Below are 23056 nucleotides of genomic sequence, written 5' to 3' on the forward strand. Positions count from 1 at the left end.
TGATTTAGGCTTTATGCTCTTCGTGCTCAAAAGGCACTTCTGCCGTTGTTTGAGGAGCAGGTATTGCTTCTTGCAAAACCGGTTTTACTGGCGGAATATCATCAATTTTAGTGACAAGCAGTTGATCAATTTTATAGTTATCAATATCCACCACTTCAAATTTATAACCTGCAAACTTCACATAGTCAGTACGTTTGGGGATCTTACGCAAACGGAACATCATAAACCCAGCAATGGTTTCGTAATTGCTAGAATCCGGGAAATCATCAATATCTAATGCCCGCATAACATCATCAATAGGTGTTCCACCTTCAACCAACCATGAATGCTCATCACGACTGACGATTTGCTCTTCTTGGCCCGGGCCAATCAGATCGCCCATTAAAGTGGTCATCACGTCATTTAAGGTGATAACGCCCATCACCATCGCATATTCATTGAGAATAATGGCAAAATCTTCCCCTGAGGTTTTAAAGCTTTCTAGCATGTCAGATAAAGTTAAGGTATCCGGAATAATAAGGGCTTTACGGATATGCACACCTTCTTTGAGGTTAAGACTTTGCCCATTGATCACACGGTTGAGTAGCTCTTTTGAATCTACATAACCAATAATATGGTCTATATCCCCTTCACAAACTAAGAATTTAGAGTGGGGCTGAGTGGCAATTTTATGCTTAATATCTTCTTCTGTCTCTTCGCGATCAAAGTAGACAACATCTTCACGTGGTGTCATGGCTGATGGTACGGTACGTGATTCTAATTCAAAGACATTTTCAATTAATTCGTGCTCTTGTTTACGTAATACCCCCGCTACGGCACCGGCTTCGACAATCGCAAAGATATCATCAGATGTAATATCTTCATTTCTTACCATCGGGATTTTAAATAGTTTAAAGATAAGATCTGCCATGCCATTAAACAACCAAACTAAAGGGCGGAATAAGGCGAGACAAAAACGCATAGGATTAACAATTTTCAGTGCAATGACTTCTGGCTTGATCATGCCGATACGTTTAGGAGTTAAATCGGCAAGCAGAATAAACATCGATGTGACGATAATAAATGAACAGACCGATCCTAATTGTTGCGCGAGAGGTGCTTCTAAAAAGCGGGAAAAGAGATCTTTTAATGCGGGAGAAAAAGCAGATTCACCGACAATACCCGCCAAAATGGCAACGGCGTTAAGACCAATTTGTACCACGGTAAAAAACATACCGGGGGTTTCTTGCATTTTTAATACACGAGCAGCGTTGATATTTCCTTCGTCAACCAACTGTTTGAGTTTAATACGACGGGAGGCCGCCAGTGATATTTCAGACAGCGAAAAAAAGGCGCTAATGGCACACAGCAAAAGCACAATGAGTAAACTATTAAGCATATAAGGCTCACATCACCCAGAGTATTAAATCCAGAGGGTAATACTTGAGTGTTAATAATCGAAGATAAATCAATATATTGTGATAGACTATTTTATAAAAATAGACACAAAGATAGATAAGAGGGCGTAATTATATCATCGCCCTGCTATTTTCTGCTAGTGTTAGTTTGCCGGTGGAAAACAGATACCAATGCCACCAAGTCCACAATAACCTTGAGGGTTTTTAAATAGGTATTGCTGATGATAATCTTCAGCAAAATAGAAAGGTCCGGCAGGTTGTATTTCAGTGGTGATCTCTTTATGTGCCCCTTCACTATTGATAGCTTGTTGATAACGTTGTTTTGACTCAATAGCTTGTGCATATTGCTCTGGGGTTAGGGTATAAATGGCCGAGCGATATTGGCTACCAATATCATTACCTTGGCGCATACCTTGGGAAGGGTCATGATTCTCCCAAAAAATAGCCAATAATTGTTGATAGCTGATAAGGGTCGGATCAAATACCACACGAACGACCTCTGCATGACCGGTACGGCCTTGGCAAACTTGCTCATAGGTGGGATTTTCTGTTACACCACCGCTATAACCGGCACTTGTGCTATAAACACCGGGTTGTTGCCAAAATAGGCGTTCAACGCCCCAAAAGCAGCCCATGGCAAAATAAGCAATTTGCATATTTTCTGGGATCTCACGGATAGAATGCCCATTGACGGCATGATTAGCAGAAATTTCTAATGGCGTTGTGCTGCCGATTACGGCATGCTCAGGATGATAAGCTTTATGTTGCAAGGTAAACTCCAAATTTTATATTTGTAAACGCTTTACTATGGTAAAGGTTTAATATTGTTATAAACTAAATCTACAATAAAGCTTAAAACTATTTGTCGTCAATTACCGAATGATATAAATAATATTGAGGAGAAAACGTGCCGAGATACTCCGTTATCTACGTTCTCTGTCTGTCTTCTATAACGTCTTTTGCTTATGGGGCAAATTTACGTTTAAAAGTAGAAGGTTTAGAAGGGCAACTCGAAAAGAATGTACGAGTCCAGCTATCAAACATAACAACAGAAGAAGTTGCACCAGACGGGCGTTTTCGTGCGCGTGTTGAAAAGGCAATTAAAGAGGGCCTACGGCCTTTAGGTTATTATCAGCCAACGGTCACTTTCTCTTATCAAGAAAATACCCCTCCGACACGCCCTGTATTAACAGCAAAGGTTGAGCTTGGTATTCCCGTACTGTTAAAAGGGGTCAATATTGTACTGGAAGGGGGAGCTAAAACAGATGAACAATATGCCAAAGTGATTAAAGAAAACACTCCCCCTCTTGATAGTGTGTTAAATCATGCCGAATATGAAAAATTAAAAGGCTCGTTAACAGGGCTTGCTATTCGTCGTGGTTACTTTGATGCAGATATGGAAAAAAGCCAGCTCGGTGTCTCTTTAGATAATCACGCCTCTTATTGGGATTTTGTCTTTAATAGTGGTGAACGTTACCGTTTTGGTAAAGTGAATTATACTGGCTCACAAATTCGTGAAGACTACCTACAAAATATTGTGCCTTTTAAAGAAGGGGAATATTACTCTTCTGAAGATTTGGCAGAGTTTAATCGACGCTTAGCTGCCACAGGATGGTTTAATTCGGCGGTTGTCACACCTAATATCGCTAAAGCACGTAGTGAAGGCAATTATTTGCTACCAATGGATGCCGTTGTTACCCCTCGTTCACGTAACTATATGGAGCTAGGGGGCGGTTTTGCCACAGATGTCGGACCTCGATTAAATATGCAGTGGGATAAACCTTGGATAAATTCTAGGGGCCATAGTTTAACATCGAATATGAGTATTTCTAAGCCTGAGCAATCTATTGGTGCTAATTATAAAATTCCATTAAAAGTTAACCCATTAGAACAATATTATGGCATTCAAAGCGGCTATAAACGTACAGATTTAAATGATACTCGTTCGGATACCACCACACTGAACGTTTCTCGTAACTGGGATATGTCAACGGGATGGCAATACAGTATTAATACCCGCTGGAGTCTGAGCCACTTTACCCAAGGTGATGTGACCAATACAACCATGTTGCTTTATCCTGGTGCGAATGCAAGTCGCGTACGCCAACGGGGTGGCATGATGCCTTATTGGGGGGATAGCCAACGTTATTCAGTCGATTATTCCAATAAAATATGGGGATCTGATGTTGAATTTCTCGCACTACAAGCTCAGCAAGTGTGGATACGCACACCTTGGGAAGGCCACCGTTTTGTGGTCAGAGGGACGTTTGGCTGGATTGAAACGAATCAATTTGAGAAAGTACCACCCGAATTACGTTTCTTTGCTGGTGGCGATAGAAGTATTAGGGGTTATAAATACCAAAGTATTTCACCGGAAGATAGCAAAGGTAAATTAACAGGGGCATCAAGAATGCTAACGGGATCTGCTGAATACCAATATAACGTAACTGGAAATTGGTGGGGAGCTGTATTTGTTGATAGTGGTGAAGCCGTTAACGATTTTACGAAAAGTGATTTTAAAACAGGTGCTGGTGCGGGGGTTCGTTGGGCATCTCCAGTCGGGCCTGTAAAGTTTGATTTAGCCGTTCCAGTCAATAGTGGTGAAGAGCGTAAGTTACAGTTTTATATTGGGTTAGGAGCTGAGTTATGATGAAGTGGTTGAAAAGGATAACACTAACGCTACTTATCATCATTTTACTGGTTTTAGGTGCTCTTGCATGGATTTTAGGGACGCAATCAGGGCTACATTTTGCCATTAATAGTGCAGCTCGTTGGGTGCCAGGTTTAACCATTAACAGTGTTAATGGCGGTTGGCAAGATTTACGTTTAACGGGTGTTGAGTATCAAATGCCGGGTGTAGACGTCAATGTGGGGGAGTTATCACTAGGCTTAAATTTAAGCTGCTTGAAGGACAAACAACTGTGTGTTGAGGCCTTAGGCACACGTGATGTTATCGTTAATGTAGATACCAGTGCACTCCCTCCAGCACAAGAAACACCCCCTTCTGAGCCTTTAACTGAGCTTAATGCCCCTTTACCTATCTATTTAAACTCTCTCTCATTAGCCAATACGCGTGTACAAATTGATGATATGGCCCTATCACTCAATGAGTTTACTACGGCAGCACAATGGGAAGGGCGTCAAGTTACCTTAAAACCGACAGTCATTAATGATTTGTTGGTGGCGTTACCGAAAACACCCGAAGACGGTAGTGTTGCCGCCATGGCGCAAGATGTAAAAGAAGTTGCAGCAACGACGCCTCAAGCGGAGCCTAAAACACCGCAAGAGCAAGAGCAGGCACTAGCTGACACTATTAAGACAATTTTCGCCAAGCCTTTATTAGCGCAGTTACCCGAAATTATTATTCCTGTTGATATCAATGTGGAGGGGATAGAAGGTAAACAGTTACAAGTTAGTGGTGATACGCCTGTGACTATTAATCAACTCTCTTTTCAAGCCAATACGCAAGGTCAACAGGTTAATCTCACTAGGCTCAGTATTGATGCGCCAGAAGGCAAAGTCAGTTTAAACGGTCAAATTACACTGGATAAACAGTGGCCGGTTAATCTAGATATGCAAGCGATGCTTCGTGAGATGGCAGGATTGGAAGAGTTTAAAGATCAGCAAGCGACACTGTCCTTACAAGGTGCGATACTTGATGAGTTAAAACTCGCACTCTCTTTAACAGGAACTGTTACCGCAAGCCTTGATGCACAAGCTGAGCTCGCTAAAGCACATCTTCCACTAAAATTAACCTTAGAGAGCCAAAAAGTGCGTTGGCCTTTAACGGGAGATGTGCAGTATCAACTTAATGATACTCGACTACGTCTTAATGGGCAGACGGATAATTATGATCTTTCATTACGTTCTAATATTGAAGGACAAGAGATCCCTCCAGCCAAATTGACCCTAGACGCTAAAGGGAATGAAGAGAAAATAACACTCACTCGTTTGCGTTTAGCTGCATTACAAGGTCATGCGGATATTACCGGTGTGGCAGATTGGAGTAAGGCGATTAGCTGGAATGCATTATTGACTATCTCTGGTATTAATACAGCTAAACAATATCCCGATATGCCAGCGAAATTAGATGGACGTATTGCTACAACGGGTAGCCTGTATGGAGGAAGTTGGCAACTGCGAGTGCCTGAAATTACCTTAGATGGTAATTTAAAAAATAATCTTATTAAGGCGCGAGGAAACGCCTATGGTAATGATTCGGGGCAATGGAATATTCCTCAATTAACCTTAATTCTAGGTAAAAATAATCTCGATATTGCGGGGCACTTAGGTGATCAGTGGGCGCTTGATGCGAACATCAATGCTCCGGGGTTAAATGGTTTAGTGCCGGGGTTAGCGGGCGTTATTAAAGGGAAAGTGAATGTTCGCGGTGATATTAATAAGCCGAAAATTATTGCTGATATCAATGCACAAGGGATCAAATGGCAAGATCAGCTCAGTGTTGGGTCAGTTGTCGTTAAAGGTGACATTCAGTCAGATGACGTGATCAGTGGCAAACTGGCAATTACGGCACGTCAGTTAAAACAGGCTGATTTGATTATTCGTCAATTAACGCTAGATGCGGCCGGGACAGAAAAACAGCATAAGCTTACCTTGAAAATGGATGGGGAACCCGTATCGGGTGGCCTGACATTAGCCGGCTCGTTTGATAAAGAAAAACAGCAGTGGCAAGGCACACTTAACAATACCGCATTTGATACGCCTGTAGGCGAATGGCGTTTAAATAAAGCGATGGCGCTAAATTTATTAGCGGAAAAACAGCAAGTGACGATTGGTTCACATTGCTGGGTAAATCCTAATGCACAACTGTGTGTACCTAAAGAGATCACTGTAGGTGAGAGTGGTAGTGCGGCAATCACGTTAACACGTTTTGATTTAGCCATGATAAAACCATTCTTACCTCCTGAAACTGCGCTACGCGGTGTCTTTACGGGAGATGCAACGGCAACTTGGAATGCGAAAGGCGGATTACCTAAAGCGTCAGTTAACCTTAAAGGTCAGGGCGTTGGTGTAAAACAAAATGTCGATGGTACGGTATTACCTATTGATTTTGATGCAGTTACGTTAAATGCGGGTATCAATAATGGTAAAGCGACCTTGCAATGGTTAATTAGTATTGCCGGTAATGGTGACTTTAAAGGTCATGTCAATGTTGCTGATCTAGAAAAAACACGTCAATTATCAGGTACGGTTGATATTGATAACCTGACATTAGATCTGATTAAGCCTTTCTTGGGTAAAGGTGAAATAGCACAAGGTAGTGTAGGGGCACAGCTACGTTTAGGAGGGAATGCACAATCACCATTGCTATTTGGGCAGTTTGGTATTAACCAGTTAAAAGTAGTTGGTCACTGGATCCCATTTGACATTACCAAAGGGAATGTCGATATTCGCTTTAATGGTGCGACTTCTGATTTAAGCGGTAGAATCGAAACACCGGAAGGTTATTTAAATCTGACGGGGAATGCGGACTGGCGCAAACTAGATGAGTGGCGTGCCGTGGTGGCTGCAAATGGCAATAAACTGCGTGTGTCATTACCACCAATGGTTCGTATTGATGTTAACCCAGACTTAGTTTTTGAAGCTAATCCACATTTGCTTAAATTAGATGGTCGTATTGATATCCCTTGGGCTCGTATCGTGGTGCAGGAATTACCCGAGTCTGCGGTGTCGGCCTCTTCTGATGAAGTGATGTTAGACAAAGAATTACAACCTATAGCACCAAAGCAGACTTCTATACCTATTCAAAGTAATTTGGCGATTAATATTGGCGATGATGTTACATTAGATGCCTTTGGGTTGAAAGCCAGATTAACAGGGGCATTAAAAGTTGCTCAAAGTAAGCAGGGGTTGGGATTAAATGGTCAAGTGGATATTCCTCGCGGGGAATTCAAAGCTTATGGACAAGATTTACAAGTACGTAAAGGGCAAATCTTGTTCTCAGGGCCGGTTGATCAGCCATACTTAAATATTGAGGCGATACGTAACCCTGATAATACGGCAGATAATGTCATTGCTGGGGTTAAAGTCACCGGACTTGCGGATAAGCCGAAAGTGGAAATATTCTCTGAGCCGGCCAAAACACAACAAGAAGCATTATCCTACTTGTTAAGAGGGGAAGGATTAGCAAGTGGTGATTCTGATTCAGCACAAATGACAGCCATGCTAATAGGATTAGGTGTTGGACAAAGTGGACAACTCGTAGGACGTATTGGCGAAACCTTTGGTATTTCTGATTTAGCGTTAGATACACAAGGTGTAGGGGATAGTTCACAAGTTGTCGTCAGTGGTAAGATAACCGATGATTTACAAGTGAAGTATGGGATGGGTATATTTGATTCGCTAGCGACGTTAACATTACGTTATCGCTTGATGCCCAGGTTGTATTTACAAGCAGTGTCTGGTATGAATCAGGCAATAGATCTGCTTTATCAATTTGAGTTTTAATTTATATGCGAATTATTGTTTATGGAAGTTTACGGCGAAATCAGGGTAACCATCACTGGATGACCTACGCTCAGCTATTAGGTGAGTATAAATTAGCGGGGTATAAACTCTATGATTTAGGGTTTTATCCTGCTGTGGTTGAAGGTGATGGTGAAATAGAATGTGAAGTTTATCGGATCACGCCTTCCATTTTGACGGAGCTTGATGAACTGAAAAAAAATGATCAAGATTACAAGCGCCAGTTGATATCAACACCTTATGGTAGTGCTTGGATCTATCTTTATCAAAAGCCAGTTGATGGGTTGCGAGAAATCAAAAGTGGAGATTGGCTAAAACGCCACGAAGAAGAGTAATAGGCTTACGAAAGCTGACTCAATAATGATTAAAAAAGCTCGATATATATCGAGCTTTTTTATTTTTACTAAAAGTAGTATTTATATTTTAAAATTTAAATAAATAATTATTACTTCGTTTTTTATCTAAATTGATATGAAAATAATTAATGGTAGAGCTGATTGACAGAAAAATAACTTCAGTGTTAAAACAGTTTTGCTTAAGAAGGAAAGATATAACGACTTATTATTAAATAGCGAAACAAGGTAATTTATGGACAAATTAAACGATATTACTCAACTTTATAATAATCCACCAAAAGATGTAAAACATAATATAGTCAATCATCGTTTTACGGATATGATGCTACAAACTAAAACTGTTGCAACAGAAGCATTAGATAAATTAGCTTATCTTGCAGGTATTAAAAATGCACCTGCTGATGATAAGTATTTAAAATTAAACACCACTAGCTTAGATGCGTTACTAAAAAGTGCGAAGTCACTTGGTTATGATATCGAAGTCGTCAGTCTTTAATCAATAAGCAGCCATAAGGCTGCTTTTTAAATGAAAGGAGGCAATAGTGAATAAGGATATTAATGAACTTAATAAAGATATTAATATTGTCGGATTACATTGGATTGAACGCTGGCGAGTGAATAATGGAAAACATCAGTCTTATGTTATTCCTTTCGCAACAACCTATCCTATTAATATTGTTTATCACGGTAAAAGCGAATTTAAATATGGGCAGTATGGCATTCATCTTGGCCAGCAAGATACACTCACCTTTTTAGGTGATAAAAAACAAAAGATACTGGCTAAATTTATTGATTGTCGTAAAAACTCACCGACATTTAAATCAGAATTAAGTTTGGAGATAACCCCATCATCCGCAAGAACACTTATTATTCCCCCAGGAGTTGCTCATACTTTTTCCCATCTAGAAAATGTTTTTACCTTAAATAGCTACTCTCTTTTTTTACCTACTATCGAGCAATTAGCAAGTGAAACATTAAACTGGTCACCTAATAATGATGTGATAAATTTGCCGGAAGATATCGATATTAATGAGATTGAAGGCTATGAGCCGATGACAGAAGAAGCTTCGGCGCTGGTCTACTATCGAGTTGCTGAGATACAACAGCAGTGGTTAAGCCAACATCGATTTTTACACTCTGAAACTCGTAAAATTCGCTTAGATAATGGCGATGAAATTAATGTAAGGTTGCGAGAGAAAATTGCCGATGTTCAAAAACAATCATTACCTACATCCACTATTTTAGGTGTCGAATTTCGTGAAATGGCGACCCTGCATACGGGCAAAGAGAGTGGCATTGTTCCATTAACGCGACAATCCCCTATGTATCTAGTCGAACATGGTCAGGAGGCTTATGATTTCGACTCTTATGGATTACATTTAGGGCAAGAAGATCATTTAACTTTTTTAGGAAATTCCTCGGGTAAAATCACTATTAAGCTGGTGGATATGCGTGAAGATTCGCCTACGCTATTTTATGAAGATGAAATGGTTTTTGATCCGGCACCCAATATTGAATTAGTGATCCCCTGTGGTGTTGCCCATGCCTTATTTAATATGGCGAATATCATTACTGTGAATCGACCTGTTATCTATTTGGACGAAGAAAAAGAATATATTCCGGGTCATGATGTGATTGATTGGAAAATCGCTAATAAAAATTATCAAGCTTATCGTGTTAATAAAATAGCAGCAGATTTAACCTATTATCAATTTCTTGTTTCTAAACAACAAGCGTTAATGAAACATAAGCCCACCCATCATACCCCAAAATCGATTATTGTTTATGATGAAAATAATCAGCCTATTAAAGTATTAATTAAAGAAAAGGTGTAACATCTATTATGCGTATTGTCTTTTTCTATATGCTTTTTTTGGTATTAAGTGCAGATGGTCTAATGGTTTTTTTGACACCTGTTATTGTTTATCAATTAACAACAAGCATTGAATATGCGGGATTGACATACGCTTTATGGTGGTTACCACGTATTTTTTTAATACCGCTTATTGGTCAATATATTGATGGTCTAGGTGTCCGTCCTGTTTCTGTTATTTCCGATAGCTGTAAAATTATCGGTTGTTTATTTTTATTAATAGTAGATTTTTCCTCTGATTTAGTTATTGCAATTAGTTTTGGATTAGTGGGTAGCTTAATTTCTATTGGTAATTCACAGACACTGATTTCATATGAAAAAATTATTGCCTTGATGAGTCGCCATAAAGAATATCATATTAATATAATGTCTCGAATGGATTTTTTGGGCATGATCATTGGCCCATTAATCGGTATGTTATTTATTGATTATGGTTACCATTATTTACTGATTATTCCCTGTCTATTTTATTTCATTAACGCCGTGTTCTTTTTGTTCTTTTACTTAGTGCCAAAACAGCGCCAATCTGCCACTCAGTTACATAGACTAACAGAGACATTACAGGTGACGAAAAGGATAGTGGTGATTTTTACGTCTCCTATTTTGGTTTTTTCTATTTTAATTGCTATCGGCAATAATATGTTTGATGGATTAATTGAGTCGAGTGGGGCGGCGTTGATCGACCAATCGATGAATTTACCCATTAAATATTATGGCTTTATTGATATTTCTGCGGGGATCTGTGGCGTGATAGGAACTTATTTATATGGTTATCTAACCCATTATTTAAATCGAAAATTATTAATGTCTCTATCAATTTGTATCATTACAATAAGTTCTTTTCTATTGGTTATTTTTCAACATGATATCACGGCTTTTATTCTCTTTTATGCCCTATCCATTATTGGTAAGGTTTTTTCAGGGAATATTTTACGGATGTTAAGAATAGAAATTATTCCTGTGACACAATTAGCCAGCATTTCCTCACTGATTATATTGTTTAATCAACTGATTTTGCCTATTGTTGGGGGATTGCTCTTTTTCTCTACAGGGAATATTTCGACAGTATATATATTGATGATAATCGCTATGGCGATCACCTTGGTGAGTGGCGTAATGCTTATTATGCGGTTAAACCATAAAAAAGAGATAATCATAAAATAAGCCCACATTTGAAGTGGGCTTATTTTGGCTAAGCAACCAATGGATTACTTAGCAACGCTAATTCTAATGACACAGAATTATTTTTTTGCGCGTTCAAAAGAAGACAGAATTTCAGCTTTAGCCGCTTCTACGCCTTCCCAACCATCAACTTTTACCCATTTACCAGATTCTAAATCTTTGTAATGTTCGAAGAAGTGTTTGATTTGAGCTTTTAATAATTCAGGTAGATCGTTCACATCTTTAATGTGATCGTATTCTTTACTTAGTTTGGTGTGTGGTACTGCAACCAGTTTTGCATCTTCACCTGATTCATCAGTCATTTTCAGTACGCCAACAGGACGGCAACGAATGACTGAACCTGGTTGTAATGGGTATGGAGTTGGAACCAGAACGTCTACTGGATCACCATCTAAAGATAATGTGTTGTTGATGTAACCGTAGTTGCATGGGTAGAACATCGCTGTTGACATAAAACGGTCAACGAACAGTGCACCACTTTCTTTATCAACTTCGTATTTGATTGGATCAGCATTGGCTGGAATTTCAATAACAACATAGATATCTTCTGGTAGTTCTTTACCAGCAGGAACATGATTCAGGCTCATAAAAAATTTCCTATGAAAAATTAATTTGACGTGGCTCGTAGTATAGCGAAAAGTTTTTAACAATACCCGTTTTTTGCCGTACAGGTTGCCTTTTGAGGTAAAAATAAGCAACAAATACACGAATTAGCTATTTTGGGAGATGAAAAAACCGGACGCGTTAATTAAGCCCGGTTTAACTATATCCTGACAAAAAGAAAATTTATTCTTCGTCTGGATATTGAGCCATAAATGCTTCTGCTTGTTCGACCATCGCTTTAGTACCCACAAAGAATGGCATGCGTTGGTGCAACTCTGTTGGTTTGATATCTAAAATACGATCTTTACCATTACTGGCTTTACCACCCGCTTGTTCCGCGAGGAATGCCATTGGATTGCATTCATAAAGTAAGCGTAATTTACCATTTGGATGACTTGCCGTACTTGGGTAAATATAAATCCCCCCTTTGAGCAAGTTACGATGGAAATCCGCAACCAAAGAGCCAATATAGCGAGTTGTATAAGGACGGTTAGTCGTTGCATCCTGCTCTTGGCAATACTTGATGTATTTTTTTACCCCTAATGGGAATTTAATGTAGTTACCTTCATTGATTGAATACATATTTCCGGTAGGCGGAAAATGAACACTTTCGTGAGATAAACAGAAAACCCCTAAAGAAGGATCGTAAGTAAAGGCATGTACACCACAACCGGTAGTGTAAACCAACATAGTAGATGAGCCATAAACGACATAACCCGCAGCAACTTGGCGATTACCGGGTTGCAGGAAATCATCTAGTGTCACTGGTTGGCCAATAGGCGTAATACGGTGGTAAATAGAGAAAATAGTACCAACGGAAACGTTTACATCGATATTAGAAGAACCATCCAATGGATCCATTAATACCACATACTTGGCATTTTCCGCACGATCACCTTCAAAGATAACGATATCGTCTTCTTCTTCCGAACCGATCCCCGCAACTTCACCACGAGCTTTAAGTGCTGCTTTTAGTTTCTCATTCGCGTAAAGATCCAGTTTCATCTGGGCTTCACCTTGAACATTAGAAACACCGTTAGTGCCAAGAATATCGACTAACCCAGCTTTATTAATATCACGGTGAATAATTTTAGCCCCAAGCTTAATGGCTGACAGTAATGCCGTTAATTCGCCAGTTGCATGGGGAAAATCTTGTTGTTTCTCGACGATAAATTCGCCTAATGTTTTCATGACGTGGGTCCTGAATGTGAATGGATAAAATATAAAAAGGAAAAAAGTTTCCTTATTAGTGGCAAGTTTATCCAAAGAATCGCATGATTCAAAGGTTAATCCGTTTCTAATCTGCTTTTTGATGGTTAGAATAGTGACCAACTTCATGCTATTGGAAAGAAATTCATGCACATTCATATTCTTGGTATTTGTGGCACCTTTATGGGAAGTCTTGCCATCTTAGCTCGAGCGAAAGGGCATAAAGTAACTGGCTCTGATGCAAATGTTTATCCTCCAATGAGCACATTATTGGAAAATCAAGGCATTGAGCTAATCGAAGGTTATGATCCACAACAATTAGAACCTGCTCCTGACATGGTGATTATTGGCAATGCGATGACTCGAGGGAATCCTTGTGTTGAAGCGGTACTTGAAAAAGGATTGCCTTACACATCAGGGCCACAATGGTTACATGACTATATTTTGCCTGAGCGTTGGGTTTTGGCCGTTGCGGGTACCCATGGTAAAACGACTACGGCAGGTATGCTGGCTTGGATTTTAGAAGATTGTGGTTATCAACCTGGTTTTTTAATTGGTGGTGTGCCGGGTAACTTTCAAGTTTCAGCACAATTGGGGGAAAGCCCGTTTTTTGTTATTGAAGCTGATGAGTATGACAGTGCTTTCTTTGATAAACGTTCTAAATTTGTTCATTACTCGCCACGTACGCTTATCTTAAATAATCTGGAATTCGATCATGCAGATATTTTTGATGATCTAACGGCGATTCAAAAACAGTTTCATCATTTAGTCCGTATTGTGCCGGGCAGTGGCAAAATTATCATGCCTGATAACGATCTGAACTTAAAACAGACCATTGGTATGGGATGTTGGAGTGAGGAAGAGTACACCGGTGAGACGGGTGATTGGCAGGCGAAAAAGATCAGTAATGACAGTAGCCACTTTGCAGTGTTCCATAAAGGTGAGCAAGTCGGTGAGGTTTGTTGGGGACTTTCGGGTGAACACAATATGCAAAATGGCTTAATGGCCATTGTGGCAGCTCACCACGTTGGTGTATTACCGGTAGATGCATGCGCAGCACTCAATAAATTTATTAACGCCCGTCGTCGTTTAGAGTTACGGGGTGAAGTAAATCAAGTGAGTGTTTATGATGACTTTGCCCATCATCCTACGGCGATTTTAGCAACCCTTGAAGCGCTACGTAGTAAAGTTGGCGGAACAGCACGTATTATTGCGGTATTAGAACCTCGCTCTAATACGATGAAGATGGGGATCAGTAAAGATGATATCGCCCCGGCATTGGGACGTGCTGATGAAGTTTTCTTATTTCAGCCACCTAACATTCAATGGTTAGTCAGTGATATTGCTGAGAAGTGTGTACAGCCTGCTCGTTGGAGCACGGATATTGATACATTAGTGGAGATGGTTGCTAAAGAAGCTAAACCGGGTGATCATATTTTGATCATGAGCAATGGTGGCTTTGGTGGTATACATGAAAAACTCCTGGCGAAATTAGCCACACCAAAATCATCTGTGGATCAATATTAATTTAAATAAGTAAGCCACTGAAATTTCAGTGGCTTACTGTTTATGACCTATTTTCCTGAAGTCGCTATTTATAATTCCTGATCAAATAGGTTTAAAATCGCATCTCGTAGTTCTTCTGTTGAGAATCCTGGCGCGGGTGTAGAAAAAATAGTGTCATCACCAGCGATACTTCCGAGGATCCCTTCTGCTTTACCTAAAGAATCTAATAAACGTGCAATAAGCTGTGCGGCACCGGGGCTGGTTCTAATAACCACTACTGAGTGGTTATGGTCAATATCAAGTACCAAATTTTTCAATGGGCTACTTGCTGTTGGTACACCAAGTTCTGTTGGCAGGCAGTAAACCATCTCCATTTTGGCATTACGCGTTCTTACTGCGCCAAATTTTGTTAGCATACGAGAGATTTTAGACTGGTTAATATTATCAAAACCAGCTTCTTGTAATGCAGTTACAATCTCGCCTTGTGAACTGAATTTTTCTTCTTTCAGCAGGGCTTTAAATGCTTTAACCAAGTCTTCTTGCTTAGAAGGAGTGCGCATAGTTCACCTTTAGTGAGTTATCAATAACTCGCACATTATGCAGAGAAGTGAATTTTTATGCAACATTAGCTCCGTTAATCTTGTTTCTCTTCTTGGTTGATGTGTGTTTTTGTGTGTTAACTCAAAAAAGTTTTATTTCTCGATATTGAATGCGATAATCTTGATTAGGTAAATAATTTGTTAACTAAATGATAATCTTAAATGATTATGCAATATGAGATAGCGCGTTTAGCTCTTAGTGATATTTATTGGAATTATTTCTCAAAAGAGTGCCCGCTATCTCATTAACAGATAAGCAATTTGTTTAGAATAACCGAAGTATTATTTTTTACTACAAATGCCTTATTATGCAATATAGCTGTTAAATAATTGTTTTCTTTACTAGGTGTGTTGCGTAATAGTGAGTATATCAAAGGCGTTCCACTATCTCGTAAACTAAGGAGTATCAGAATGAAAGTAGCAGTTCTCGGTGCAGCGGGTGGTATTGGTCAGGCACTGGCACTTCTTCTTAAAAATCAGCTTCCAGCTGGTAGTGAACTCTCTTTATATGATATCGCTCCGGTTACACCGGGTGTTGCAGCGGACTTAAGTCATATACCTACTCAAGTAAGGGTAAAAGGTTTTGCTGGCGAAGATCCTTCTCCTGCATTAAAAGATGCAGATGTTGTTTTAATTTCTGCCGGTGTTGCCCGTAAACCGGGTATGGATCGCTCTGATCTTTTCAATGTAAATGCAGGGATCGTGCGTAATCTTATTGAAAAAGTTGCACAAAACTGCCCTAAGGCGCTTATTGGTATCATTACTAATCCAGTCAATACTACGGTTGCTATCGCTGCTGAAGTACTGAAAAAAGCCGGTGTTTATGATAAAAAACGCCTATTTGGTGTGACAACACTGGATATTATCCGTGCGAATACTTTTGTTGCTGAATTAAAAGGCAAAGATCCACAAACAACGAATGTTCCGGTCATTGGTGGACACTCAGGTGTCACTATTCTTCCTTTGCTATCTCAAGTAGCCGGTGTGTCATTTACTGATGAAGAAGTTGCTGCATTAACAAAACGTATTCAAAATGCGGGGACTGAGGTTGTTGAAGCTAAAGCGGGTGGCGGATCAGCCACATTATCAATGGGACAAGCAGCTGCGCGCTTTGGTCTTTCATTGATCCGTGCTTTAAATGGCGAAAAAGATGTTATTGAGTGCACCTATACCGAAGGCGATGGTGAACATGCCCGTTTCTTTGCACAACCTGTTCGTTTAGGTAAGAATGGTGTTGAAGAATATCTACCAATCGGTCAATTAAGTGATTTTGAAAAACAATCTCTTAATGGCATGTTGGATGTATTGAAAAAAGATATAATTCTTGGCGAAGAATTTATTAATAAATAAAAAATAACTTTTTTGCTTTAAAATAATGTAAATTTAAATAAAAACCGCTGATAGTGTATCAGCGGTTTTTTTTATTAATTATAATATATGTAATTATTAGTTAATTATTGGTTTTGTCGCGTATCTTCCGTTCAAGTAATTCTCCTGTTTCAGGATGAAAATAACGACTGGGCCAAATTTCCGAAGGCGCTACACCTAGAAAGTCAGCAATGATTTTCTCACCTTTTGGCCAAGGGCGTGACAGTGCATTAGCCAGTGTTGAAGAGCTTAAACCAGCTTGGCGAGAGATGGCTGCCAGTGTTGTGCCTCGTTTTCTGAGTGCGGCAATAATATCGGCAGGATGCCAATCAGATTTCCTTGAAATCATTTTTAATCCTTTTTCTATAAAATTAAATGCTGTGTTAGTGGTATAAATAACAGTTTATTAGAAATGCTTAAAAGCATTAAACTGATTATTTAGAAAATAAAATAACATTATTTTTCTAAAAATATTTCTGATTTTTTTCTTAATAATTTCTTTTTTGAAGTTGATAACAATTTTAGAGAAACGTAATGAAAAAAGAGTGGTATACGGCAATGGAATTGACGGGTATAGGTGGATTACCTAAATCACCACAAGGTGTAAATGCAAAAGCTAAACGTGAATCTTGGTTAAAACAAAAGAGAACTAATAAACAAGGAAATGGCGTTGAATATCATTACTCTTGTTTACCAGAAGAAACTTTAATTGCTCTGGAGCTTTATGAACCATTAGCACATTACAAACTAAATAAAGAGGAGCCACTCGTTATCTGGGTGAAAGCATTCCAACAACTTAATGATGGTGAACAAAAAACAGTAACAGAGCTGATCTTGCGGGATGGTATTAGAAGTTTTTTAGAAAAGATCGTCAAAGATTAAGCGACTTTAAAGAACGCGCTATTGCGTTATCCGCAACCGATATCTGACTAACCTCTTAGTTGAATGTGAGATGAGATCATGAAAAAAGAATGGTATACAGCAAAAGAATTAGTAGGGCTTGCAGGGTTACCTAATTCTCCACAAGGGGTCAATTTAATGGCACGCCGTGAAGGATGGGAAAATCGCCGTAAGCGTGGAGTACAAGGTAAAGCCGTTGAGTACTCGGTTAAAAGCCTCCCTGAAGAGGTGGTGAGTGTGTTAGCGGCGCATGAGCCTCCTGCAGAATATTTATCTAAGCGTCAGGATGCCTTTCTTATCTGGGTGGAAGCTTATTATCAGCTAACAAAATCAGAGCGTGAAAAAATCGTAAAATTTGTTTTACGAGAAGGTCTCGCTAAGTTAATTAGCTATATTGATGCTGACAATCAAGAAGAGATCGAACGAGAAAATGAAGAAGTGGTTCAAAAATTAAAAAGCCCCCCAGAGTCGACATAGTCGCTCTGACGGGCTTCTCATACTTTATGGGGTTTAGGTATGAAAATTACGATTGTCGTTGCACAGCAACGTGCGCAAGGCCAATTAATGCATCTTTGTAAGATGAATCAGGAATAATCGCTAACGCCTCAATGGCTTTATCGGCTTCTTCTTCCGCTTTTTGGCGGGTATATTCCAGTGAGCCACACTGTTTCATCGTTTTTAACACAGTGTCGAGTAAATGACGGCCGTTACCTTTTTCAATGGCTTGACGAATGAGTTGTGATTCTGTTTCGTTACCATGGTGCATGGCATGAAGTAAAGGCAAAGTAGGTTTACCTTCATCCAGATCGTCACCGGTATTTTTACCTAATTGGGTATTATCTGCATCATAATCCAGTAAATCGTCAATCAGCTGGAATGCGGTACCAAGATAACGACCATAATCTTGGAAAGCTTTCTCTTGCTCTGGAGTGGCTCCGCAGAGGATGGCTGACGCATGAGAGGCAGCTTCAAATAAACGGGCGGTTTTACTGTAGATAACTTGCATATAGTCATCTTCAGTAATGTCAGGATCGTTACAATTCATTAATTGTAATACTTCACCTTCAGCGATCACATTGGTTGCGCTAGACATCAGCTTTAGCACGCGCATGGAATCAAGATCCGTCATCATCTGAAAAGATCGTGTATAAATAAAGTCACCTACCAGCACGCTTGCAGCATTACCAAACACAGCATTAGCTGTTTGTTTGCCTCTACGCATATCGGATTCATCAACAACATCGTCGTGCAATAATGTTGCGGTATGAATAAATTCAATTAAAGCGGCGACAGAGATATGTTTGTCCCCTTGATAATCCAAAGCTCGGCCGGTCAGAACAGCGATCATTGGGCGGATCCTTTTACCACCACCGCTAATGATGTAGTAACCAAGCTGGTTTATCAAAGAAACATCTGAATTAAGCTGGTAAAGAATTGCGTCATTTACCGCAGCCATATCAGCGGATGTGAGTTTTATAATAGATTCTAAATTCATGTTTTTCGACTTTGGCTCGCCAATGAGCGCGTTATAATTAATAAAAAATGATCATGCCATAGATTTTACTCTCTTATAATTTAGATTGTACTTTAAAAATGGCTGAAATAAATATTGTGTAAAAAACTCTTTTTTTTGCTGGTTGTTTGCGATCTATACTTGTCATCGCGACTAAATTTGCGTAGAATTCGCGCCCTATGTGAATATTTTAATTGTGCACTCAAATTATACATATTGGGAGTGTGCGGAAAGCGGAGTTTATATGTACGCGGTTTTCCAAAGTGGTGGTAAACAACACCGAGTCAGCGAAGGTCAAACAATTCGCTTAGAAAAGCTTGAAGTAGCAACTGGCGAAACTATTGAGTTTGACACCGTCATGATGGTCGCTGATGGCGACAACATTCAAATTGGCGCTCCAATCCTTGAGGGCGTTAAAGTTAAAGCGGAAGTGGTTGCTCACGGTCGCGGCGAGAAAGTTAAAATTGTTAAGTTCCGTCGTCGTAAACACAGCCGTAAACAACAGGGCCACCGTCAGTGGTTTACTGATGTTAAAATCACTGGTATCGCTTAAGGTTTAGGAGAGCAGATTAATGGCACACAAAAAGGCTGGCGGCTCGACTCGTAACGGTCGCGATTCCGAAGCAAAACGTCTAGGTGTAAAACGTTTCGGTGGTGAAGCTGTATTAGCAGGTAGCATCATCGTTCGTCAACGTGGTACTAAGTTCCATGCAGGTACTAACGTTGGTTGTGGTCGTGACCACACCCTGTTTGCGTTAGCTGACGGAAAAGTTAAATTCGAAGTTAAAGGTCCAAACAATCGTAAATTTATCAGCATCGAAGCTGAATAATTACCGGTCCTTTAAACACCGAGTTAAAAGCCCTGCACAGTCTGTTGCGGGGCTTTTTATATTTAAAAAAGGCCATCTCTGGGTAATTTCGGCCATCCAGCACGTTAATGGCTATCATACGGAGTAAAATCATGAAATTTGTTGATGAGGCCAAGATCCTAATCGTCGCTGGCGACGGTGGTAACGGCTGTGTAAGCTTTCGTCGAGAAAAATATATCCCGAAAGGGGGACCAGACGGTGGTGATGGCGGTGATGGTGGTGATGTCTACATGGTTGCAGACGAAAACCTCAACACCCTTATCGATTACCGTTTTACTAAATCTTATCGCGCTGAGCGTGGTGAAAATGGCCAAAGCCGTGATTGTACGGGAAAACGTGGTCAAGATATTACTATTAATGTCCCTGTGGGGACGCGTGCCCGTGATCTTGCTACAGGTGAGATCATTGCTGACTTAACGGTACATGGTCAAAAACAAATGGTCGCTAAAGGTGGCTTCCATGGTTTAGGGAATACGCGTTTTAAATCATCAGTCAATCGTGCACCACGTCAACGCACAATGGGTACACCGGGTGAATCACGTGAAGTACTGTTAGAGCTGATGCTACTTGCGGATGTAGGTATGTTAGGTATGCCGAATGCCGGTAAATCTACCTTTATTCGAGCCGTCTCGGCAGCCAAACCAAAAGTGGCAGATTATCCATTTACTACACTAGTACCTAGCTTAGGTGTTGTGCGTATGGACAGCCATCAAAGCTTTGTCGTTGCAGATATACCGGGGCTGATCGAAGGGGCTGCTGATGGCGCGGGTCTTGGGATCCAGTTCCTGAAACATTTAGAACGTTGCCGTGTATTATTGCATTTGATCGACATCGATCCTATTGATGGTTCTGATCCCGTTGAAAATGCCAAAATCATTATTTCTGAATTAGAAAAATACAGCGATAAACTGGCACAAAAACCACGTTGGTTAGTTTTCAATAAAGTGGATCTGCTTGATGCCGATGAAGCAAAACAGAAAGCACAAGCGATAGTTGAAGCGTTGGGTTGGGAAGGTGATTATTATATGATTGCTGCTATCAACCAAGAAGGGGTGAAAAAACTTTGTTGGGATATTATGGAATTCCTGAAAGTAACCCCACGTGAGCAAGATATTGCTACCGCTTTAGCCGCTGAAGAAAAAGTTGATTTTATGTGGGATGACTACCATAAAGAACAACTTGAAAATCCTGACCTTGAAGACGATGACGAAGATTGGGATGAAGAAGATGATGATGGTGTAGAGTTTATCTACCAACGCTAATCTCTCTTTTTATCGGTATTGTTGTCTCGGTATCGTATAGACATACAGATAGCGAGACATAAAAAACGCCTGAATTTTCAGGCGTTTTTACTTTCTAACAAATAATAGTGCTATCTATTGTTATAGATATCTTTATATAAATTCGTTTCAAAACGAACCAAATAGGCGCGTCCAGCATTGCGATTTTGTGTAGGCGGAGAGTAGGCAGAAATAAATTGTACAAATGCTACTTTCTGTCCATTGGCTGTGGTCATAAAGCCAGCTAGATTATACACTCCCTTGAGTGAACCTGTTTTAGCGGAAACTTTACCGTTGACGCCCGCTTCAGTAAAACCACCACGATATTGCAATGTACCATCATGACCAGCAAGAGGAAGCATACTGATAAAATTTAACTCACTATCATGTTGTCCGACATATTGTAATACTTGCATCATGGTTGCGGGGGCTATCAGGTTATGGCGGGAAAGCCCAGATCCATCCACCATAATTGTATTAGCTAAATCAATGCCCGCTTTTTGTTTTAAAATAGCACGAGTGGCATCCGCCCCTGAACGCCAAGTGCCAGCAACACCATAATATTCACGACCAATAGTTCTAAATACGGCATCTGCAATCATATTGTCAGACTCTTTTAACATCGTCGTCAATAAAGTGTGTAACGGTTTAGATTGTGTTTGTGCTAAAACAGTAACAGAGGCTTTAGGTTGGGAGCGGCGTTTGACATAACCGTCCAGCTCAATATCTGCACGTTGTAACTCTTCTTTTAGCAATATACCTGCCCAGTGCGCACCATCTTGAATGGAAAACATCAGCGGCATGGCTTCTTCACGTTTAGGAATGCAGCCTGTTATCACATAAGTATTTAAATCTCTCACCGTGACGTCTAATTCGCAAAAGCGGGTTCGTGTTGAGCCTTTTTCATAGGTTTCAACTTCGCTTAAAACCGTGACAGGATAAAAAGACGCTTTACGTATGGTGGCGATATCACCTTCTTTTTGACCACTTTGCAGTAAGACGGAAAAACAATTTTTATCTACAATAGCGGCACTTGGTGGGGCACTAAAGCATTGGGTCATATCATTCCAAACCCATCCCGGCGCTTTGTCATGGCTGGAGAAAGCAGAGGTATCAATTAATAAATTTCCCGTTATTTTTGTGACGCCGGATTGTTTTAATACGGCAACCATTGCTCGTAATTGCTGGCGAGTTAGCGTAGGATCACCACTAAAACGGAAAATTAAATCACCCTCTAGTTGATTGTTTTTTATCTTACCTTCCGTTTCCATTGTGGTGGTAAATTGATAATCGCCCCCTAATTGCAATAGGGCGGCTAAAGCTGTGACCACTTTTTGTGTGCTGGCTGGCAAAGATAATTGATTATCATTATAAGTTAGGTTAGGGGAGGATGCGCCAACAGTTTGGGTGATTAAACCGACTTGAGTGCCATCAGGCAAAAGTTCTATATATTTTTCAACAGGAATGGCGAGGGTTGAAAAGCTTAACAGACTCAAGGTATAAAATATTCCGCGGAATATAGGTAATAAGCGCATAATTTCTCTATCCGTAACTATAAGCTTAACGCTATAGTGTTGATTGCCAGAGGCTAATACTAAAGGGCAATGAGGGCAAAAGTAAACGGTAACACGTGTGATTATCTGATTATCAGAAAATATTACTTATCCTGTTTTTAAAACGAGAATAAGACGTGAAGCCATTGGCCTCTTGTGTTAGATTTAGTTTAGCTTTAGATAAGGGAGGTTTTTACTACTTCCCAACCAAAAGGGTAGAAAGTTACAATTATTTTCTATTCATCGAATATATAAAGGGACAGGCCCTCATTAAGGCTGCCTGTGTCTTTTTTTGTCTTGAGAAGAGTAAAGTAGAACCTTTTCTCTGTGTTGTTAGTATAAAAAATCAGGATGATACCTAT

The 23056-nt window shown here is 39.9% G+C and carries 21 protein-coding genes; 13 read left to right on the forward strand and 8 right to left on the reverse strand.

Features of this window, described 5'->3' with window-relative positions; genetic code table 11:
- Positions 1 to 4 precede the first annotated feature (4 nt).
- Positions 5 to 1378, reverse strand: coding sequence for a polyamine export protein PaeA (gene paeA, locus PMI_RS16865; protein WP_012368722.1), 1374 nt, complete (start codon positions 1376 to 1378; stop codon positions 5 to 7).
- A gap of 162 nt (positions 1379 to 1540) precedes the next feature.
- Positions 1541 to 2167, reverse strand: a complete 627-nt coding sequence (gene msrA / locus PMI_RS16870) for a peptide-methionine (S)-S-oxide reductase MsrA (protein ID WP_004249614.1) — start codon at positions 2165 to 2167, stop codon at positions 1541 to 1543.
- 137 nt (positions 2168 to 2304) lie between these two features.
- On the opposite strand from msrA, the gene tamA reads away from it, so the two are divergent.
- From tamA to PMI_RS16900, 6 genes are all read left to right on the forward strand, one after another.
- On the forward strand, positions 2305 to 4047 hold the full coding sequence (gene tamA, locus PMI_RS16875) for an autotransporter assembly complex protein TamA (RefSeq protein WP_012368723.1): 1743 nt from the start codon (positions 2305 to 2307) through the stop codon (positions 4045 to 4047).
- The gene (gene tamB, locus PMI_RS16880; RefSeq protein WP_041707111.1) at positions 4044 to 7865 is read left to right on the forward strand and encodes an autotransporter assembly complex protein TamB; all 3822 of its coding nucleotides are present in this window, start codon (positions 4044 to 4046) and stop codon (positions 7863 to 7865) included. Before tamA ends, tamB begins: the two co-directional genes overlap by 4 nt.
- A gap of 5 nt (positions 7866 to 7870) precedes the next feature.
- A complete protein-coding gene (locus tag PMI_RS16885) occupies positions 7871 to 8218 on the forward strand; it encodes a gamma-glutamylcyclotransferase family protein (protein WP_004246264.1) in 348 nt (115 codons plus the stop codon).
- Positions 8219 to 8471: 253 nt separating this feature from the next.
- Entirely contained in the window at positions 8472 to 8735 is a 264-nt protein-coding gene (locus tag PMI_RS16890; RefSeq protein WP_004246263.1) for a hypothetical protein, read from the forward strand.
- Between the two features lie 46 nt (positions 8736 to 8781).
- Positions 8782 to 10074 carry a dTDP-4-dehydrorhamnose 3,5-epimerase family protein gene (locus tag PMI_RS16895; protein ID WP_012368725.1) on the forward strand — a complete coding sequence of 431 codons (1293 nt, stop codon included), beginning with the start codon at positions 8782 to 8784 and terminating at the stop codon, positions 10072 to 10074.
- An 8-nt stretch (positions 10075 to 10082) separates the two neighbouring features.
- The gene (locus PMI_RS16900) at positions 10083 to 11276 is read left to right on the forward strand and encodes an MFS transporter (RefSeq protein ID WP_012368726.1); all 1194 of its coding nucleotides are present in this window, start codon (positions 10083 to 10085) and stop codon (positions 11274 to 11276) included.
- Between the two features lie 77 nt (positions 11277 to 11353).
- On the opposite strand, the gene ppa is transcribed toward PMI_RS16900, so the two are convergent.
- Complete coding sequence (gene ppa / locus PMI_RS16905) at positions 11354 to 11881, reverse strand: inorganic diphosphatase (protein WP_004246260.1); 528 nt, start codon at positions 11879 to 11881, stop codon at positions 11354 to 11356.
- A 199-nt stretch (positions 11882 to 12080) separates the two neighbouring features.
- The gene (gene fbp, locus PMI_RS16910; RefSeq protein WP_012368727.1) at positions 12081 to 13088 is read right to left on the reverse strand and encodes a class 1 fructose-bisphosphatase; all 1008 of its coding nucleotides are present in this window, start codon (positions 13086 to 13088) and stop codon (positions 12081 to 12083) included.
- 165 nt (positions 13089 to 13253) lie between these two features.
- Here fbp and mpl point away from each other — a divergent pair, with 165 nt between their 5' ends.
- Positions 13254 to 14633 carry a UDP-N-acetylmuramate:L-alanyl-gamma-D-glutamyl-meso-diaminopimelate ligase gene (gene mpl / locus PMI_RS16915; RefSeq protein WP_004246258.1) on the forward strand — a complete coding sequence of 460 codons (1380 nt, stop codon included), beginning with the start codon at positions 13254 to 13256 and terminating at the stop codon, positions 14631 to 14633.
- Positions 14634 to 14701: 68 nt separating this feature from the next.
- Here mpl and argR read toward each other — a convergent pair whose 3' ends face one another.
- Positions 14702 to 15172: a transcriptional regulator ArgR gene (gene argR, locus PMI_RS16920; RefSeq protein WP_004246257.1), complete on the reverse strand. Its 471-nt coding sequence runs from the start codon at positions 15170 to 15172 to the stop codon at positions 14702 to 14704.
- Positions 15173 to 15622: 450 nt separating this feature from the next.
- On the opposite strand from argR, the gene mdh reads away from it, so the two are divergent.
- Positions 15623 to 16561 carry a malate dehydrogenase gene (gene mdh / locus PMI_RS16925; protein WP_004246256.1) on the forward strand — a complete coding sequence of 313 codons (939 nt, stop codon included), beginning with the start codon at positions 15623 to 15625 and terminating at the stop codon, positions 16559 to 16561.
- 100 nt (positions 16562 to 16661) lie between these two features.
- On the opposite strand, the gene PMI_RS16930 is transcribed toward mdh, so the two are convergent.
- Positions 16662 to 16928, reverse strand: coding sequence for a helix-turn-helix domain-containing protein (locus tag PMI_RS16930; RefSeq protein WP_004246255.1), 267 nt, complete (start codon positions 16926 to 16928; stop codon positions 16662 to 16664).
- A gap of 185 nt (positions 16929 to 17113) precedes the next feature.
- Here PMI_RS16930 and PMI_RS16935 point away from each other — a divergent pair, with 185 nt between their 5' ends.
- Positions 17114 to 17461 (forward strand): DNA-binding protein, encoded by a 348-nt coding sequence (locus tag PMI_RS16935; RefSeq protein WP_004246254.1) that lies wholly within the window; start codon positions 17114 to 17116, stop codon positions 17459 to 17461.
- A 78-nt stretch (positions 17462 to 17539) separates the two neighbouring features.
- Positions 17540 to 17956, forward strand: coding sequence for a DNA-binding protein (locus PMI_RS16940; protein WP_004246253.1), 417 nt, complete (start codon positions 17540 to 17542; stop codon positions 17954 to 17956).
- Positions 17957 to 18002: 46 nt separating this feature from the next.
- Here PMI_RS16940 and ispB read toward each other — a convergent pair whose 3' ends face one another.
- On the reverse strand, positions 18003 to 18974 hold the full coding sequence (ispB, locus tag PMI_RS16945; RefSeq protein WP_004246252.1) for an octaprenyl diphosphate synthase: 972 nt from the start codon (positions 18972 to 18974) through the stop codon (positions 18003 to 18005).
- Positions 18975 to 19236: 262 nt separating this feature from the next.
- Here ispB and rplU point away from each other — a divergent pair, with 262 nt between their 5' ends.
- From rplU to cgtA, 3 genes are all read left to right on the forward strand, one after another.
- Positions 19237 to 19545, forward strand: coding sequence for a 50S ribosomal protein L21 (rplU, locus tag PMI_RS16950; protein WP_004246251.1), 309 nt, complete (start codon positions 19237 to 19239; stop codon positions 19543 to 19545).
- Positions 19546 to 19564: 19 nt separating this feature from the next.
- Positions 19565 to 19822 carry a 50S ribosomal protein L27 gene (gene rpmA / locus PMI_RS16955; RefSeq protein WP_004246250.1) on the forward strand — a complete coding sequence of 86 codons (258 nt, stop codon included), beginning with the start codon at positions 19565 to 19567 and terminating at the stop codon, positions 19820 to 19822.
- A 131-nt stretch (positions 19823 to 19953) separates the two neighbouring features.
- The gene (gene cgtA / locus PMI_RS16960) at positions 19954 to 21123 is read left to right on the forward strand and encodes an Obg family GTPase CgtA (protein WP_004253016.1); all 1170 of its coding nucleotides are present in this window, start codon (positions 19954 to 19956) and stop codon (positions 21121 to 21123) included.
- Between the two features lie 110 nt (positions 21124 to 21233).
- Here the strand turns inward: cgtA and dacB are convergent, their stop codons facing one another.
- Positions 21234 to 22676, reverse strand: a complete 1443-nt coding sequence (dacB, locus tag PMI_RS16965; protein ID WP_012368728.1) for a serine-type D-Ala-D-Ala carboxypeptidase — start codon at positions 22674 to 22676, stop codon at positions 21234 to 21236.
- Positions 22677 to 23056 lie beyond the last annotated feature (380 nt).

The organism is Proteus mirabilis HI4320, assembly GCF_000069965.1.
GTDB classification, from domain to species: Bacteria; Pseudomonadota; Gammaproteobacteria; order Enterobacterales; family Enterobacteriaceae; genus Proteus; species Proteus mirabilis.

What these genes read in the sequence shown, in the direction of transcription:
- paeA (WP_012368722.1), bottom strand. Translation starts at nt 1,378, where the DNA reads ATGCTTAATAGTTTACTCATTGTGCTTTTGCTGTGTGCCATTAGCGCC.
- tamB (WP_041707111.1), top strand. Translation starts at nt 4,044, where the DNA reads ATGATGAAGTGGTTGAAAAGGATAACACTAACGCTACTTATCATCATT.
- PMI_RS16885 (WP_004246264.1), top strand. Translation starts at nt 7,871, where the DNA reads ATGCGAATTATTGTTTATGGAAGTTTACGGCGAAATCAGGGTAACCAT.
- PMI_RS16890 (WP_004246263.1), top strand. Translation starts at nt 8,472, where the DNA reads ATGGACAAATTAAACGATATTACTCAACTTTATAATAATCCACCAAAA.
- PMI_RS16900 (WP_012368726.1), top strand. Translation starts at nt 10,083, where the DNA reads ATGCGTATTGTCTTTTTCTATATGCTTTTTTTGGTATTAAGTGCAGAT.
- ppa (WP_004246260.1), bottom strand. Translation starts at nt 11,881, where the DNA reads ATGAGCCTGAATCATGTTCCTGCTGGTAAAGAACTACCAGAAGATATC.
- fbp (WP_012368727.1), bottom strand. Translation starts at nt 13,088, where the DNA reads ATGAAAACATTAGGCGAATTTATCGTCGAGAAACAACAAGATTTTCCC.
- mpl (WP_004246258.1), top strand. Translation starts at nt 13,254, where the DNA reads ATGCACATTCATATTCTTGGTATTTGTGGCACCTTTATGGGAAGTCTT.
- argR (WP_004246257.1), bottom strand. Translation starts at nt 15,172, where the DNA reads ATGCGCACTCCTTCTAAGCAAGAAGACTTGGTTAAAGCATTTAAAGCC.
- mdh (WP_004246256.1), top strand. Translation starts at nt 15,623, where the DNA reads ATGAAAGTAGCAGTTCTCGGTGCAGCGGGTGGTATTGGTCAGGCACTG.
- PMI_RS16930 (WP_004246255.1), bottom strand. Translation starts at nt 16,928, where the DNA reads ATGATTTCAAGGAAATCTGATTGGCATCCTGCCGATATTATTGCCGCA.
- PMI_RS16935 (WP_004246254.1), top strand. Translation starts at nt 17,114, where the DNA reads ATGAAAAAAGAGTGGTATACGGCAATGGAATTGACGGGTATAGGTGGA.
- PMI_RS16940 (WP_004246253.1), top strand. Translation starts at nt 17,540, where the DNA reads ATGAAAAAAGAATGGTATACAGCAAAAGAATTAGTAGGGCTTGCAGGG.
- ispB (WP_004246252.1), bottom strand. Translation starts at nt 18,974, where the DNA reads ATGAATTTAGAATCTATTATAAAACTCACATCCGCTGATATGGCTGCG.
- rplU (WP_004246251.1), top strand. Translation starts at nt 19,237, where the DNA reads ATGTACGCGGTTTTCCAAAGTGGTGGTAAACAACACCGAGTCAGCGAA.
- rpmA (WP_004246250.1), top strand. Translation starts at nt 19,565, where the DNA reads ATGGCACACAAAAAGGCTGGCGGCTCGACTCGTAACGGTCGCGATTCC.
- cgtA (WP_004253016.1), top strand. Translation starts at nt 19,954, where the DNA reads ATGAAATTTGTTGATGAGGCCAAGATCCTAATCGTCGCTGGCGACGGT.
- dacB (WP_012368728.1), bottom strand. Translation starts at nt 22,676, where the DNA reads ATGCGCTTATTACCTATATTCCGCGGAATATTTTATACCTTGAGTCTG.